Origin of the sequence: Streptomyces sp. NBC_01454, assembly GCF_036227565.1 — a bacterium.
Lineage (GTDB): Bacteria > Actinomycetota > Actinomycetes > Streptomycetales > Streptomycetaceae > Streptomyces.
Window position 1 is genome coordinate 2,610,329 of record NZ_CP109460.1, and the last position, 14,638, is coordinate 2,624,966.

12 protein-coding genes are annotated in these 14,638 nt (G+C 70.9%); all 12 read right to left on the reverse strand.

The window, feature by feature from the left end; translation table 11 throughout:
* Nucleotides 1-61 precede the first annotated feature (61 nt).
* Nucleotides 62-1,441 carry a serine hydroxymethyltransferase gene (gene glyA / locus OIU81_RS11245; RefSeq protein WP_329146411.1) on the reverse strand — a complete coding sequence of 460 codons (1,380 nt, stop codon included), beginning with the start codon at nucleotides 1,439-1,441 and terminating at the stop codon, nucleotides 62-64.
* Nucleotides 1,442-1,546: 105 nt separating this feature from the next.
* On the reverse strand, nucleotides 1,547-2,221 hold the full coding sequence (locus OIU81_RS11250; RefSeq protein WP_443073969.1) for an arsenate reductase/protein-tyrosine-phosphatase family protein: 675 nt from the start codon (nucleotides 2,219-2,221) through the stop codon (nucleotides 1,547-1,549).
* Nucleotides 2,218-2,865 (reverse strand): L-threonylcarbamoyladenylate synthase, encoded by a 648-nt coding sequence (locus tag OIU81_RS11255; RefSeq protein ID WP_329146415.1) that lies wholly within the window; start codon nucleotides 2,863-2,865, stop codon nucleotides 2,218-2,220. The genes OIU81_RS11250 and OIU81_RS11255 overlap by 4 nt, the downstream gene beginning before the upstream one ends.
* 67 nt (nucleotides 2,866-2,932) lie before the next feature.
* Nucleotides 2,933-3,778, reverse strand: a complete 846-nt coding sequence (prmC, locus tag OIU81_RS11260; protein WP_189098961.1) for a peptide chain release factor N(5)-glutamine methyltransferase — start codon at nucleotides 3,776-3,778, stop codon at nucleotides 2,933-2,935.
* A 94-nt stretch (nucleotides 3,779-3,872) separates the two neighbouring features.
* A complete protein-coding gene (gene prfA, locus OIU81_RS11265; protein ID WP_329146419.1) occupies nucleotides 3,873-4,952 on the reverse strand; it encodes a peptide chain release factor 1 in 1,080 nt (359 codons plus the stop codon).
* A gap of 112 nt (nucleotides 4,953-5,064) precedes the next feature.
* Nucleotides 5,065-5,286 carry a 50S ribosomal protein L31 gene (rpmE, locus tag OIU81_RS11270; RefSeq protein ID WP_249636753.1) on the reverse strand — a complete coding sequence of 74 codons (222 nt, stop codon included), beginning with the start codon at nucleotides 5,284-5,286 and terminating at the stop codon, nucleotides 5,065-5,067.
* A gap of 175 nt (nucleotides 5,287-5,461) precedes the next feature.
* Nucleotides 5,462-6,586 (reverse strand): LCP family protein, encoded by a 1,125-nt coding sequence (locus OIU81_RS11275; protein WP_329146422.1) that lies wholly within the window; start codon nucleotides 6,584-6,586, stop codon nucleotides 5,462-5,464.
* Between the two features lie 398 nt (nucleotides 6,587-6,984).
* Nucleotides 6,985-9,051 (reverse strand): transcription termination factor Rho, encoded by a 2,067-nt coding sequence (rho, locus tag OIU81_RS11280; RefSeq protein ID WP_329146424.1) that lies wholly within the window; start codon nucleotides 9,049-9,051, stop codon nucleotides 6,985-6,987.
* 386 nt (nucleotides 9,052-9,437) lie between these two features.
* On the reverse strand, nucleotides 9,438-10,355 hold the full coding sequence (gene thrB / locus OIU81_RS11285) for a homoserine kinase (RefSeq protein ID WP_329146426.1): 918 nt from the start codon (nucleotides 10,353-10,355) through the stop codon (nucleotides 9,438-9,440).
* 360 nt (nucleotides 10,356-10,715) lie between these two features.
* Nucleotides 10,716-11,801, reverse strand: coding sequence for a threonine synthase (gene thrC, locus OIU81_RS11290; RefSeq protein ID WP_329146427.1), 1,086 nt, complete (start codon nucleotides 11,799-11,801; stop codon nucleotides 10,716-10,718).
* 8 nt (nucleotides 11,802-11,809) lie between these two features.
* On the reverse strand, nucleotides 11,810-13,102 hold the full coding sequence (locus OIU81_RS11295; protein WP_329146429.1) for a homoserine dehydrogenase: 1,293 nt from the start codon (nucleotides 13,100-13,102) through the stop codon (nucleotides 11,810-11,812).
* Between the two features lie 137 nt (nucleotides 13,103-13,239).
* Nucleotides 13,240-14,631, reverse strand: coding sequence for a diaminopimelate decarboxylase (gene lysA, locus OIU81_RS11300; RefSeq protein ID WP_329146430.1), 1,392 nt, complete (start codon nucleotides 14,629-14,631; stop codon nucleotides 13,240-13,242).
* Between the last annotated feature and the right edge of the window lie 7 nt (nucleotides 14,632-14,638).

Below are 14,638 nucleotides of genomic sequence, written 5' to 3' on the forward strand. Positions count from 1 at the left end.
GTCGTGAATGCAGCCGTGAATACAGGGGAAGACGCAGGACACCGGCGAACGGTTCCGGCCGTCACCCGTGATCGGGATAAGGCGGAAAGGCGCGGACCAAAGCGACAGTCCCCGAGCGGGCCGCGGGGTCCTCCTCCAGCGCCGCCACGATCAGCTTCGCGACCTGCGCCATCTCCGCCTCGCCCATGCCCTGGGTGGTCACCGCCGCGGTGCCCAGCCGGATGCCGGTCCGGCCCTGCGCCGGCTCCTCGGCACACGGCAGCGCGCAGGTGTCCAGGACGATCCCGGCGGCGGCCAGCCGGCCCCGGGCGGTGCGCGCGTCCAGGCCGAGCGGGGCGGTGTCGGTGGTGATCAGATGGGTGTCGGTGCCGCCGGTGGTGACCGCCAGACCGTGTCCGGCCAGCGCCGCGGCGAGCGCGCGGGCATTGGCCGTGACCTGATGGGCGTACGCGCCGAAGGCGGGCGTGGCGGCCTCCGCGAAGGCGACGGCCTTGGCGGCGACGGCGTTCATCTGTGCACCGCCCTGGGTGAACGGGAACACCGCCCGGTCGATGCGCTCGGCCAGCTTCGCCCCGCACAGGATCAGCCCGCCGCGCGGCCCGCGCAGCACCTTGTGTGTGGTTGCGCACACCACATGGGCGTACGGGACGGGGCTGGGAGCCGCTCCCCCGGCGATCAGGCCGAGCGGATGGGCGACGTCGGCGATCAGATAGGCACCTGTCTCGTCGGCGATGTCCCGGAAGGCGGCGTAGTCGATGTGCCGGGGGTAGGAGATCGAGCCGCAGACGATGGCCTTGGGGCGGCGGGCGCGGGCCAGCTCGCGGATCGCGTCGTAGTCGAGGAGCCCGGTCTCCTCGTCGACGCCGTAGCCGGCGAAGTCGAACCAGCGGCCGGAGAAGTTGGCGGGCGAGCCGTGGGTGAGGTGTCCGCCGTGCGGGAGGGACATGGCCAGGACGGTGTCACCGGGGCGCAGCAGGGCGGCGTAGGCGGCCAGCACGGCCGAAGACCCGGAGTGGGCCTGGACGTTGGCGTGTTCGGCGCCGAACAGGGCCTTGGCGCGTTCCACCGCGATCCGCTCGGCGAGGTCGACGATCTCGCAGCCGCCGTGGTGCCGGGCGCCCGGGTAGCCCTCGGCGTATTTGTTGCCCAGAGGGGAGCCGAGGGCGGCGAGTACGGCCGGTGAGGTGAAGTTCTCCGCGGCGATCAGTTGCAGTCCGTCGCTCTGCCGGGCGCTCTCGCCGAGCAGGACGCCGGCGATCTCGGGGTCCTGGCGCAGCAGGGCGGCGAAGTCCGGGGAGCCGGCCGGCCGGGTGACGGCGTCCCGGGCGGCGGCCCGGGCGCGGTCCTCGAGGGTCTCGGAGGGGCCGGCGCCGGCCTGCCCGGTGGTCCGGGAAGGGGCGGCCGGGGTCTCGCTGCGGGGTGACGCGGTGGTGGCAGGCATCGCTTGCTCCGGGCCTCGTACGGGGACGTAGTCCCAATGTAGGCGCGGCAGGGCGATCGGGCGCGGTGTGCGGGCCACAGGGGCCATGCGCGCGCCCTGGGGGCGTCAGGCCCGTGCCGGGACTCCCGTGAGGGCGGTGACGACCGGGTCGAGGGCCTGGTTGATCTCGTCGCCGATGGAGCGGAAGAAGGTGACGGGGGCGCCGTAGGGGTCGTAGACCTCGTCGGACTCCGGGTTCGGCGCCAGCAGCCAGCCGCGCAGCGCCGCCGCGGCGCCGACCAGCGCACGGGCGCGCTCGACCAGCCCGCCGTCCGGCAGGTGCGGGTCGGGCTCGGGCAGGGTGGCGGGGTCTATGGCCCGCACCAGGCGGTTGAACTCCTTGAGGGTGAAGGTGCGCAGCCCGGCGGAGTGGCCCATCGAGATGACCTGGGCGCGGTGGTCACGGGTGGCGGTGAGCACCAGGTCGGCGCGGATGACGTGCTCGTCGAGCAGCTCACGGCCGAGGAAGCCGTCCGGGTCGGCGCCGTAGTCGGTCAGCACGGTCGCGGCGTGGGTCTCCATCGGGGCGCCTTCGTGGCCCCAGGTGCCGGCGCTCTCCACCAGCAGCCCGCCGCTGCGGGCCGCGCCGAGCCGCAGTTCCAGGGCATGGCGGTGCAGCCGCTCGGTGATCGGTGAGCGGCACACGTTGCCGGTGCTGACGTGGAGAATCCGGAAAACGGATGCGGAGGGGAGGGAGTCGTCGCCTGGTCCCGCTATGCCACGCCCGAGGGGCGCCATCAATTGGCCACCTCGAGCTCGGGTACCACCTTGCGCAGCTCTTCCGCACTGATCGCGCCCGCGCGCAGCAGCACCGGGATCTTGCCGGTGACATCGACGATCGAGGACGGCACGGCGGCCGGCGTCGGGCCGCCGTCGAGGTAGACGGAGACCGAGTCGCCCAGCATCTCCTGTGCGGCGTCGCAGTCCTGCGGGGACGGGTGGCCGGTGAGGTTGGCGCTGGAGACGGCCATCGGGCCGAACTCGGTCAGCAGCTCGATCGCGACGGGGTGCAGCGGCATCCGCACCGCGACCGTGCCGCGGGTCTCGCCCAGGTCCCAGGTCAGCGACGGCTGGTGCCGGGCGACGAGGGTGAGCGCGCCGGGCCAGAAGGCGTCGACCAGCTCCCAGGCCTGCTCGGAGAAGTCGGTGACCAGGCCGTGCAGGGTGTTGGGGGACCCGACCAGGACCGGGGAGGGCATTCCGCGGCCGCGGCCCTTGGCCTCCAGCAGGTCGCCGACGGCCTCGGCGCTGAAGGCGTCCGCGCCGATGCCGTAGACGGTGTCGGTCGGCAGCACGACCAGCTCACCGCGGCGGACGGCCGAGGCGGCCTCGCGCAGACCGGTGGTGCGGTCGGTCGCGTCGCTGCAGTCGTATCGCCGTGCCATTACGGGACCTCCTCGTGCGAAACGAATACTTCGGATGCGTCGGCCGCCGGCGCCGGGGCGGGACGCGTCATGGCGTCGCCCGGCGGGCGGTGGCGAAACGGGGCCTGTTGTTGAGGTCCGGGTGGTCGGCCGCGTCGGCCCAGCCCCGCTCCTCGGTGAAGATCCACGGAACCTGTCCGCCCTGGGTGTCGGCGTGCTCGATGACGACCACGCCGCCGGGCCGCAGCAGGCGGTGTGCGGTCCGCTCGATGCCACGGATGGTGTCCAGGCCGTCCTGGCCCGAGAACAGCGCGAGCTCGGGGTCGTGGTCGCGGGCCTCGGGTGCGACGTACTCCCACTCGGTCAGCGGGATGTACGGCGGGTTGGAGACGACCAGGTCGACCTGCCCGTCCAGTTCGGGAAGCGCGGTCAGCGCGTCGCCGTGATGGAGAACGACGCGGGACCCCTCGACGTTCTTGCGGGCGTAGTCCAGGGCCTGCTCGGACAGCTCCACGGCGTGCACCCGCGAGCGGGGCACCTCCTGTGCCAGGGCCAGCGCGATGGCTCCCGAGCCGGTGCACAGATCGACGATCAGCGGCTCGACGACGTCCATGGCCCGTACGGCGTCTATCGCCCAGCCGACCACCGACTCGGTCTCCGGGCGGGGCACGAACACCCCTGGCCCGACGGCGAGTTCGAGGTAGCGGAAGAACGCCCGTCCGGTGATGTGCTGGAGCGGCTCGCGGGCCTCGCGGCGGGCGACGGCCTCCCAGTAGCGGGCGTCGAAGTCCGCGTCCTTGACGTGGTGCAGCTCACCCCGTTTGACGGCGTGCACGAACGCGGCGAGTTCCTCGGCGTCGAAGCGCGGCGAGGGCACACCGGCGTCGGCCAGCCGCTGGGTGGCCTGGGCCACCTCGGCGAGCAGAAGGTTCACGGGGCCTTCCTCCTAGTGCGCTGCGTCTTCGTTGTGCGGTCCGCCGCCGGCCGGGGCCGCGGTCCGCGCCCGGTACGTACCGGCTCGTGCGGGCTTACTGGGCGGCGGCGAGCTTGGCGGCCGAGTCGGCGTCGACACAGGCCTGGATGACCGGGTCGAGCTCGCCGTCGAGCACCTGGTCCAAGTTGTACGCCTTGAAGCCGACCCGGTGGTCCGAGATGCGGTTTTCCGGGAAGTTGTACGTCCGGACGCGCTCGGAGCGGTCGACCGTACGGACCTGGCTGCGCCGGGCGTCGGACGCCTCGCGCTCGGCCTCCTCCTGGGCGGCGGCCAGCAGCCGGGAACGCAGGATGCGCATCGCCTGCTCCTTGTTCTGGAGCTGGCTCTTCTCGTTCTGGCAGGAGACCACGATGCCGGTGGGCAGGTGCGTGATACGGACCGCGGAGTCGGTGGTGTTGACGGACTGGCCGCCAGGCCCGGAGGAGCGGTAGACGTCGATCCGCAGGTCGTTGGCCACGATCTCGACCTCGACCTCCTCGGCCTCGGGCGTGACCAGCACACCGGCCGCGGAGGTGTGGATACGGCCCTGCGACTCGGTGGCGGGCACCCGCTGGACGCGGTGCACCCCGCCCTCGTACTTCAGCCGCGCCCACACGCCCTGTCCCGGCTCGGTGGCACCACCGCCGCCCTTGGTCTTCACCGCGACCTGGACGTCCTTGTAGCCGCCGAGGTCGGACTCGTTCGCGTCCAGGATCTCGGTCTTCCAGCCGACCCGCTCGGCGTAGCGCAGATACATCCGCAGCAGATCGCCGGCGAACAGCGCGGACTCCTCGCCGCCCTCGCCGGCCTTGACCTCGAGGATGACGTCCTTGTCGTCGCTGGGGTCGCGCGGGACCAGCAGCAGTCGCAGCTTTTCGGTCAGCCGCTCGCGTTGGGCGTCGAGCTCCTTGACCTCATCGGCGAACTCCGGGTCGTCCTGGCTGAGTTCGCGCGCCGTCTCGATGTCGTCGCCGGTCTGCTTCCAGCCGCGGTAGGTCGTGATGATCGGGGTCAGCTCGGCGTAGCGCTTGTTGAGCCGCATGGCCTCGCGCTGGTCGGCGTGGACCGCGGGGTCGGCCAGCCGCTTCTCGAGATCGGCGTGCTCGCCGATCAGTTCTTCGACCGCCTCGAACATCGTGGGTTCCTCTGCTGGCTGTGACTACCGGGGGCCTGGGACGACGCAAACAAAGACGCCGGTCCGGTCACCCCTGAGCAGGGGCGACCGGAGACCGGCGCCTTGAGGGTCGCTACTTCTTGGCAGCGGCGCCCTTGCCGAAGCGGGCCTCGAAGCGGGCCACACGGCCGCCCGTGTCCATGATCTTCTGCTTGCCCGTGTAGAACGGGTGGCACTCGGAGCAGACGTCGGCGCGGATGGCGCCGCCGGCGACCGTGCTACGGGTGGTGAAGGACGCGCCACAGGTGCAGCTGACCTGGGTCTCGACGTAATCCGGGTGGATGTCGCGCTTCAAGGGGTTCTCCTAGGTTCGGGAGTGCTCCGGGTCGTGTCGCGGGTTGCGTCACGTGAACCGGGGCCGACGGTCCAGTCTGCCAGGACTAGCCGCATCTCCCAAAACCGGGGTGAGGCCGCGACTATTCCCGGGACGCTCCCGGAGGCCGCCCGGCCCCCGGAACGACGGCGTCCGGCTACTTCACGTACCGGTCCGTGCCGCCCTGGTCACCGGCCGAGCCCTTGGTGGCGGACTTGGGGATCTCCTTGTCCTGCTGGAGCGCGTCCCACACGAGCCGGCTCTGCTTCTCCAGCGGCACCACCCGGTCGGGGTTGGTCTTGTCGTACGTGACCGGCAGCGTCACCATGTTGATGTTGTCCGACCCGATGTTGCCCAGGCTCTTGGCCAGTCCGGTCAGCTCGCTGACCGAGTTGAGGTCGGTGTCGGTGGTGATGGCCTTGGTGGCCGTGTCGGCGATGTCGTAGAGCTTGGTGGGGTTGGTGAGCACCCCGACGTTCTTGACCTGGTTCATCAGGGCCTTCAGGAACGTCTGCTGGAGCTGGATGCGGCCCAGGTCGCTGCCGTCGCCGCCGGGGACGCCGTGCCGGGTGCGGACCAGGCCGAGCGACTGCTCGCCGTTGAGGGTGTGCTTGCCGGCCGGCAGATGCAGATGGCTGTTGTTGTCGTCGATCGCCTTCTTGGTGGTGACGTCCACCCCGCCCAGCGCGTCGATGAGCTTCTTGAAGCCGGTGAAGTCGACCTCGATGAAGTGGTCCATCCGGACCCCGCTGATCGACTCGACGGTCTTCACGGCGCAGGCCGGGCCGCCGACCTCGAACGCGGTGTTGAACATCGCCCGCTCCTGCCCGGGGACGTCCTTGCCGTTGCTGGTGCAGTCCGGGCGCTTGATCAGGGTATCGCGCGGGACGCTCACCACGCTGGCCTTCTGGCGGCCCTTGTAGACGTGCACGATCATCGCCGTGTCGGACCGCGCGCCGCCCTCGTCCTTGCCGTACTCCCCGTTCTTGCCGGCCCGGGAGTCGGAGCCCATCACGAGGATGTCCATCGAGCCGTTGTCGACGTTCTTCGGCCGGTCGTGCCCGAGGGCGGAGTTGATGTCGACGCCCTTCAGATTGCCGTTGAGCTTGAAGTAGACGTAGCCGAGGCCGGCGCCACCCAGCAGCACGACGCTGACCAGCGTGCACAGGGTGATGGTCGTTATCCGGCGGCGTCGGGTGGGCCCTTTGCGCCGACGGCCCGTGGCCCGTATGCCGCGGGCACGGCTTTCGGCCGTCTTCGCGGTCCCGTTGCTGTCCGCCATCTGCTCCTCAGTCCTCGTTCGCTCGGCTGCGCCCCGCCGCCACCGGACAGCGCGCTGTCATGCCCGGTGCGCCCTGTCAGACGGGAGGTCGACGGGAAGGGTTGCACAGCGAGTCATGAGCGCTTTCTTAGAAAGCCTCGGCGGCCCGATCCGCCCGCCCGGGACCTTCGTCCTTCCCACCTGGGCTTTCGTCCCGATTTCCGCCCTGGCCGAAACCGCGTGGGTAGCAGTGGATCTGTGCGGAACGTCTCAAACCCGGCACCTGTGGGCCCCGCCGGACAGGGCGCAGGTCACAGTGCGCCCCTGGGGCCGCCCGGCAGGCGGCGGACAGCACGAAGCCCCCCTCGCCGCTCGGGCGAGGGGGGCTTCGTGGACGGCGCCGGACGCGCCCGCGGGCGTCAGTCGTTGCCGTTGCCCGTGGTCGGCGTCGTCTTCTGGATCTGGAGCAGGAACTCCGCGTTGGACTTCGTCTGCTTCATCTTGTCCAGCAGCAGCTCGATGGCCTGCTGCTGGTCCAGGGCGTGCAGCACCCGGCGCAGCTTCCACACGACGGCGAGCTCGTCGCTGCCCATGAGGATCTCTTCCTTACGGGTGCTGGACGCGTCCACGTCCACCGCCGGGAAGATGCGCTTGTCCGAGAGCTTGCGGTCGAGCTTGAGCTCGAGGTTGCCGGTGCCCTTGAACTCCTCGAAGATCACCTCGTCCATCCGCGAGCCGGTCTCGACCAGCGCGGTGGCCAGGATGGTCAGCGAACCGCCGTCCTCGATGTTGCGCGCCGCACCGAAGAAGCGCTTCGGCGGGTAGAGCGCGGTCGAGTCGACACCACCGGACAGGATGCGGCCGGAGGCCGGGGCGGCGAGGTTGTACGCACGTCCCAGACGGGTGATCGAGTCCAGCAGGACGACCACGTCGTGGCCCAGCTCCACCAGGCGCTTGGCGCGCTCGATGGCCAGCTCCGCGACGGTGGTGTGGTCCTCGGCCGGGCGGTCGAAGGTCGAGGAGATGACCTCGCCCTTGACCGACCGCTGCATGTCGGTGACCTCTTCGGGACGCTCGTCGACGAGGACGACCATCAGGTGGCACTCGGGGTTGTTGCGGGTGATCGAGTTGGCGATCGCCTGCATGATCATGGTCTTGCCGGTCTTCGGCGGGGCCACGATCAGACCACGCTGGCCCTTGCCGATCGGCGTGACCAGATCGATGATCCGGGTCGTCAGACCGCCCGACTCACCCTCCAGACGCAGTCGCTCCTGCGGGTAAAGGGGCGTCAGCTTCCCGAACTCCGGCCGCCCGCGGCCCTGTTCGGGCGCCACGCTGTTGACCGTGTCGAGACGGACCAGCGCGTTGAACTTCTCGCGCCGCTCGCCGTCCTTGGGCTGGCGGACCGCGCCGGTGACGTGGTCACCCTTGCGCAGGCCGTTCTTGCGGACCTGGGCGAGCGAGACGTACACGTCGTTCGGGCCCGGCAGGTAGCCGGAGGTCCGGATGAACGCGTAGTTGTCGAGGATGTCGAGGATGCCCGCGACGGGGATCAGGACGTCGTCCTCGGTGACCTGCGGCTCGTTGCCGAAGTCCTCGCGGCCGCCGCGCCGGCCCCGGCGGTCGCGGTAGCGGCCGCGACGGCCCCGGCGGCCGCCCTCGAAGTCGTCGTCGTCGTCATTGCGGCGGTCGCGCTGACGCTGGCCGCCCTGGCCGCCCTGACCGCCCTGACCGCCCTGGCCACCGTCACCGGCGTCGCCCTTGCGGCGGTCACCGCGGTCGCCGCGGTCCCGCTGGCGCTGGCCGCGGTCCCCGCGGTCGCCCTTCTGGCCGCGGTCCTGGCGGTCCCCGCGCTCCTGGCGCTCGCCGCTCTTGCCCGGACGGCCCTCGCCGGTCTCCTGGGGGGAGACCGCGGTGTCGGTCCTGGCCTCGGTCCGGGTCTCGGTCTTCGCCTCGACCTTGGTGTCGGTCTTGAGGTCGCCGGAGACGGCCTCGGGGCTGCCCGCGGCGGCGGTGGCGCGGCGCCGGCGGCGCTCGCCGGCCGGCTGCTCGTCGCTGACGGGCTGGCCGGGGATGTCGATCTGCTGCTGGGCCCCGGCCTTGTCGGCGGCCTTGGCGCCCTTGTCGGACGCGGCTGCCTTGCCGGCGGCCTGCTCCGCGCCGCCCTCGCCGGTACGGGCCTTGGAGGTCGTACGGCGCTTGGGCTTGGTCTCGGTGTCGGCGGACGCGTCGGCCTTGGCACCGGAGCCCGGGCCGGTGGCCTGCTTCTCCTTGATGACCTCGATCAGCTGGCTCTTGCGCATCCGCGCGGTGCCCTTGATGCCGAGGCCGGAGGCGACCTGCTGCAGCTCTGCCAGGACCATGCCGTCAAGGCCGGTGCCGGAACGGCGGCGCCGCGTGGTTGCAGGCGCAGCGGGAGCGTCCGTGGCGGGCGCGGTGGCACTGCCATCGGTACGCGCGCCCATCAGATCGGTGGTGTCGCTCACGAAGGGTCCTTCCCTGGAGCGGGCGTCGGCCTGTCTGGCTCGGCGACCGGTTGTGCTGTCCGGCTGGGTCCTTGGTCTGGTGGACCGGGCCGGGGCGGTGGTCCCGCCGGAAATGGCGGAGAGATCAGTTCATGGCGCCGGCGTGAGGAGATGCAGAGTGGCCATTCACCACGCCGATTCCGGAGCGTGCTCACTCCCGCTCAGGCAATTGCCGGTTGTGACAATTGCGCCAAGCAGTTTGGGAGGCTCCCGGAAGAAAGTGGTCCCGATGGGGGACACGAAGCACCGCGCCGCTCAGGCGTCGAGTACTGACTTGAGGTTAACACTACCGGATCCAACAAACATTCCCCCTCTCCAAGACCGGCAATCGTCGGTCACCTGCGCGCTCACCCGGCGAGCGGCAGTACGCAGGCGCCCGCCGCGTCGAGGGCCAGACGGTTCGCCGCCCACCCCTCGCCCGCCAGTGCCGCGACCTTCTCGGCCGCCGCGTCCTCGACCAGCGCGAGCACCGTCGGGCCCGCACCGGACACGACTGCGGGGACGCCGTCCGCGCGCAGCCGGTTCACCAGGGCCACGCTCTCCGGCATCGCGGGAGCGCGGTATTCCTGGTGGAGTCGGTCCTCGGTCGCGGCGAGCAGCAGCTCGGGGCGCCTGGTCAGCGCCTCGACGAGCAGTGCGGCGCGACCGGCGTTGGCCGCGGCGTCCACATGCGGGACGGTGCGCGGCAGCAGTCCGCGGGCGGTCTCGGTGAGCACCGGCTTTCCGGGCACGAAGACCACCGGAACGATGGAATCGGCGGGATCCATCCGGATCGCGCGTGCGGTGCCGGAGTCCATCCAGGCGAGCGTGAAACCGCCCAGCAGGCAGGCGGCGACATTGTCGGGGTGGCCCTCGATCTCGGTGGCCAGTTCCAGCAGTGCGGTGTCGTCGAGCTTTTGCTCGCCGCCTATGGTCACGGCGCGCGCGGCGACGATGCCGGCGCAGATGGCGGCCGAGGAGGACCCGAGGCCACGGCCGTGCGGAATGCGGTTGGCGCAGACGATTTCCAGGCCGCGCGGCTGTCCGCCGAGCAGGTCGAAGGCGGTGCGCATCGACCGTACGAGCAGATGGCTCTCGTCGCGGGGCAGGCTGTCGGCGCCCTCACCTGCGATGTCGACATGCAGCCCGGAGTCGGCGACACGCACCACGACATCGTCGTACAGGCCCAGGGAAAGACCCAGGGCATCGAAGCCGGGACCGAGATTGGCGCTGGTAGCGGGGGTGCGCACCCGGACGGCGGCGGCGCGGAACGCGGGACCGGCCATCGCTCGATGACTCTCCTTGATTGATGCTGCGGTACTGCCCCGGAACGCCGCGGCACCGAGGCGCCCGGCCGGCTCATGGGGACCGTTCTGACCTGCCCTGCACACCACTGCGTCATGCCGTGGGGAGGGGAGTTGCTGCCAGCCTATCGAAGGAAGGTTCTGTCGCGACATAGGGCGCACAGGAGGCGCACGATGCGTGTCGCGCACCGTCCCGTGCCCCAGCGCCGCTTTCCCTGACCTCTACGGCCTTTTGCTGGCTTTGCTGGCTTTGCACAATGCGCTGTGCGGGAGGTGACGGGACGCACGCCGCGTCCCGTCACCGGAGGCCGTACGAACGGGCCAGCCCGTACGGCGGGTGTCCTAGGCGAGGCCGAGGCGCTCGGCGGCGGCGTCCGCGTCGATCGGGACCGTGACCGGCTGCGGCGCGCCGGCCACCGCCCAGTCCGGGTCCTTGAGTCCGTTGCCGGTGACCGTGCAGACGATGCGCTGGCCGGGGTCGACCTTGCCCTCCTCGGCGGCCTTGAGCAGACCGGCGACCGACGCGGCCGAGGCGGGCTCCACGAAGACCCCCTCCTGCGCGGCCAACAGGCGGTAGGCGGACAGGATTTGACGGTCGGTCACGTCATCGATGAAGCCGCCGGACTCGTCCCGCGCCCGCTCGGCGTTCGCCCACGAGGCGGGGTTTCCGATGCGGATCGCGGTGGCGATGGTCGTCGGGTCCTTGACGACCTCGCCGCGCACGATCGGGGCGCTGCCGGAGGCCTGGAAGCCCCACATGCGCGGAGTGCGGGAGGCGATGCCGTCGGCCGCGTACTCCTGGTAGCCCCGCCAGTACGCGGTGATGTTGCCGGCGTTTCCGACGGGCAGCACATGGATGTCGGGCGCGTCGGCGAGCATGTCGACGATTTCGAAGGCCGCGGTCTTCTGGCCCTCGATGCGTACCGGGTTCACGGAGTTCACAAGTGCGACGGGGTAGTTGTCGGAGAGCCGCCGGGCCAGCGTCAGACAGTCGTCGAAATTTCCGTCGACCTGGAGGATCTTGGCGCCATGGACCAGGGCCTGGCCCATCTTGCCGAGCGCGATCTTGCCCTGTGGGACGAGCACCGCACAGACCATGCCCGCGCGGACCGCGTAGGCCGCGGCCGAGGCGGAGGTGTTGCCCGTGGAGGCACAGATGACCGCCTTGGCGCCCTCCTCCTTGGCGCGGGTGATGGCCATCGTCATGCCGCGGTCCTTGAAGGAGCCGGTGGGGTTGGCACCCTCGACCTTGAGGTACACCTCACACCCGGTGCGCTCGGAGAGGACCTGGGCCGGTACGAGGGGTGTGCCGCCCTCCCGGAGGGTGACGACCTCGGTCGTGTCGCTGACCGGGAGCCGGTCGCGGTATTCCTCGATGATCCCGCGCCACTGACTGCTCGTCGTGGACACGGTGGAATTGGCTGACATGGGTTCCTCTACTCCCCTTCGACCCGCATGATGCTGGCGACACCGCGGACGGTGTCGAGCTCGCGCAGTGCCACGACGGTCGACGACAGGGCCGCGTCCGCCGCCCGGTGGGTGACGATGACGAGCGATGCCTCGCCGTCCTTGCCCTGCTGACGGACCGTATCGATCGATACGCCGTGTTCGGCGAAGATGGTCGCGACCTGCGCGAGTACACCGGGCTTGTCGGCCACGTCGAGACTGATGTGGTACCGCGTGATGACCGCGCCCATGGGGCTGACGGGCAGCCGTGTGTAGGCGGACTCGCCGGGCCCGGTGGTGCCGGAGAGCTTGTTGCGGCAGACCGCCACGAGGTCGCCGAGGACCGCGGAGGCGGTCGGCGAACCGCCGGCGCCGGGCCCGTAGAACATCAGCTGACCGGCCGCGTCGGCCTCGATGAAGACCGCGTTGTACGCCTCACGGACGGAGGCGAGCGGATGCGTCAGCGGAATCATCGCCGGGTGCACCCGCGCGGTGACCGACGCGCCGTCCGCGGCCCGCTCGCAGATCGCCAGCAGCTTGACCGTGCACCCCATCCGCTTGGCGGAGGCGATATCGGCCGCGGTGACCTCGGTGAGGCCCTCGCGGTGCACATCGTCGATGGTCACCCGGGTGTGGAAGGCGATACCGGCCAGGATCGCGGCCTTGGCGGCGGCGTCGAAGCCCTCGACATCGGCGGTCGGGTCGGCCTCGGCGTAGCCCAGCGCGGTGGCCTCGTCCAGCGCCTCGCTGTAGCCCGCGCCGGTCGAATCCATCTTGTCGAGAATGAAATTGGTGGTGCCGTTGACGATGCCGAGCACCCGGTTGACCTTGTCGCCGGCCAGCGACTCGCGCAGCGGCCGCACCAGCGGGATCGCGCCGGCGACGGCGGCCTCGTAGTAGAGATCCGCGCCGTTGGCCTCGGCCGCCGCGTGCAGCGCCGCGCCGTCCGCCGCGACCAGTGCCTTGTTGGCGGAGACCACGCTCGCGCCGTGCTCGAAGGCGGTGGTGATGAGCGTGCGGGCCGGCTCGATACCGCCGATCACCTCGATCACGACATCAATGTCGCCGCGTTTGACCAGCGCGGTGGCGTCGGTGGTGACCAGCTCGGCCGGGACACCCTCGCGCACCCGGTCCGGGCGGCGTACGGCGATCCCGGCGAGCTCCACGGGCGCGCCGATGCGGGCGGCGAGGTCGTCGGCGTGCGTCGTCATGATGCGCGCCACCTCTGAGCCGACAACTCCACAGCCCAGGAGCGCCACCTTCAACGGACGCGTACGCATCATTCGACCCCTGCTTCTCATCGATCAGCGATTATCGGCTTGCTCATGCACCAGTCTCACGCACCGGACGGCGATTTCCGTCCGTCGTCCGGATGCCGAGACATTTATTTCATCCCGGGCCGGGGCCCGGCGATCCGGCCCTAGCCGACGTCCAGCCGCAGGAGATCTTCCTCCGTCTCCCGCCGGACGATCACCCTGGCCGCACCGTTCCTGACAGCTACGACCGGCGGCCGCAGCGAGTGGTTGTAGTTGCTCGCCATGGAACGGCAGTACGCACCGGTGGCCGGCACCGCGAGCAGGTCCCCGGGCGCCACATCGGCGGGCAGGAAGGCGTCGCGCACGACGATGTCCCCGCTCTCGCAGTGCTTGCCGACCACCCGCGACAGCATCGGCTCGGCGCTGGAGGTCCGCGAGACCAGGGCCACGCTGTACTCCGCGTCGTAGAGCGCGGTGCGGATGTTGTCCGACATCCCGCCGTCCACGGACACATACGTCCGCAGGCCCTCCAGCTCCTTGACCGTGCCGACCTCGTACAGCGTGAACGCCGTCGGCCCCACGATCGCCCGGCCCGGCTCGACCGACAGCCGCGGCACCGCGAGCCCCGCCGCCTCGCACTCACGGCGCACGATGTCGCCCAGCGCCACCGCGATCTCGTGCGGCTCGCGCGGGTCGTCGTCCGAGGTGTAGGCGATGCCGAGGCCGCCGCCCAGATCGATCTCGGGCAGCTCGATGCCGTGCTCGTCGCGCACTTCGGTCAGCAATTGCACGACACGGCGGGCGGACACTTCAAATCCGGCCATGTCGAAGATCTGCGACCCGATGTGGCTGTGAATTCCGATGAGTTCCAGCCCGTCCAGCTTGAGCGCGCGCCGTACGGCCTCGGCCGCCTGGCCGCCCGCCAGCGCGATGCCGAACTTCTGGTCCTCGTGCGCGGTCGCGATGAATTCGTGGGTGTGCGCCTCGACACCGACCGTGACCCGGATCTGCACCCGCTGGCGCCTGCCCAGCCGCTCCGCGATGTGCGCGACCCGGACGATCTCCTGGAACGAGTCGAGCACGATCCGCCCGACCCCCGCCTCCACGGCCCGGGTGATCTCCTCGGTGCTCTTGTTGTTGCCGTGCAGCGCGATCCGCTCGGCCGGCATGCCCGCCGCCAGCGCCGTGGCCAGCTCACCGCCGGAGCAGACGTCGAGATGCAGCCCTTCCTCGTTCAGCCACCGCACGATCGCCCGCGACAGGAAGGCCTTCCCGGCGTAGAACACGTCCGCGTCCGCCCCGAAGGCGTCCTTCCAGGCCCGGCAGCGCGCCCGGAAGTCGTCCTCGTCCAGGAAGTAGGCCGGCGTACCGAACTCCTCGGCGAGCGCGGTGACGTCCAGCCCGCCGACGGTCACGACGCCGTCGGCATTGCGCCGGACCGTACGGGACCAGACGCGCGGGTCCAGAGAGTTGAGATCGGCGGGCGGCCCGGCGTAGTGCCCTTCGGGCAACACATCGGCGTGCCGGGGCCCTGCGGGATGCGCGGAACGACTCATAGCGGAG

Excerpts from the sequence above, each read along its gene's own strand:
- glyA (WP_329146411.1), bottom strand. The coding sequence starts at position 1,441 with ATGCCTGCCACCACCGCGTCACCCCGCAGCGAGACCCCGGCCGCCCCT.
- OIU81_RS11255 (WP_329146415.1), bottom strand. The coding sequence starts at position 2,865 with ATGGCACGGCGATACGACTGCAGCGACGCGACCGACCGCACCACCGGT.
- prfA (WP_329146419.1), bottom strand. The coding sequence starts at position 4,952 with ATGTTCGAGGCGGTCGAAGAACTGATCGGCGAGCACGCCGATCTCGAG.
- OIU81_RS11275 (WP_329146422.1), bottom strand. The coding sequence starts at position 6,586 with ATGGCGGACAGCAACGGGACCGCGAAGACGGCCGAAAGCCGTGCCCGC.
- thrB (WP_329146426.1), bottom strand. The coding sequence starts at position 10,355 with ATGGCCGGTCCCGCGTTCCGCGCCGCCGCCGTCCGGGTGCGCACCCCC.
- thrC (WP_329146427.1), bottom strand. The coding sequence starts at position 11,801 with ATGTCAGCCAATTCCACCGTGTCCACGACGAGCAGTCAGTGGCGCGGG.
- OIU81_RS11295 (WP_329146429.1), bottom strand. The coding sequence starts at position 13,102 with ATGATGCGTACGCGTCCGTTGAAGGTGGCGCTCCTGGGCTGTGGAGTT.
- lysA (WP_329146430.1), bottom strand. The coding sequence starts at position 14,631 with ATGAGTCGTTCCGCGCATCCCGCAGGGCCCCGGCACGCCGATGTGTTG.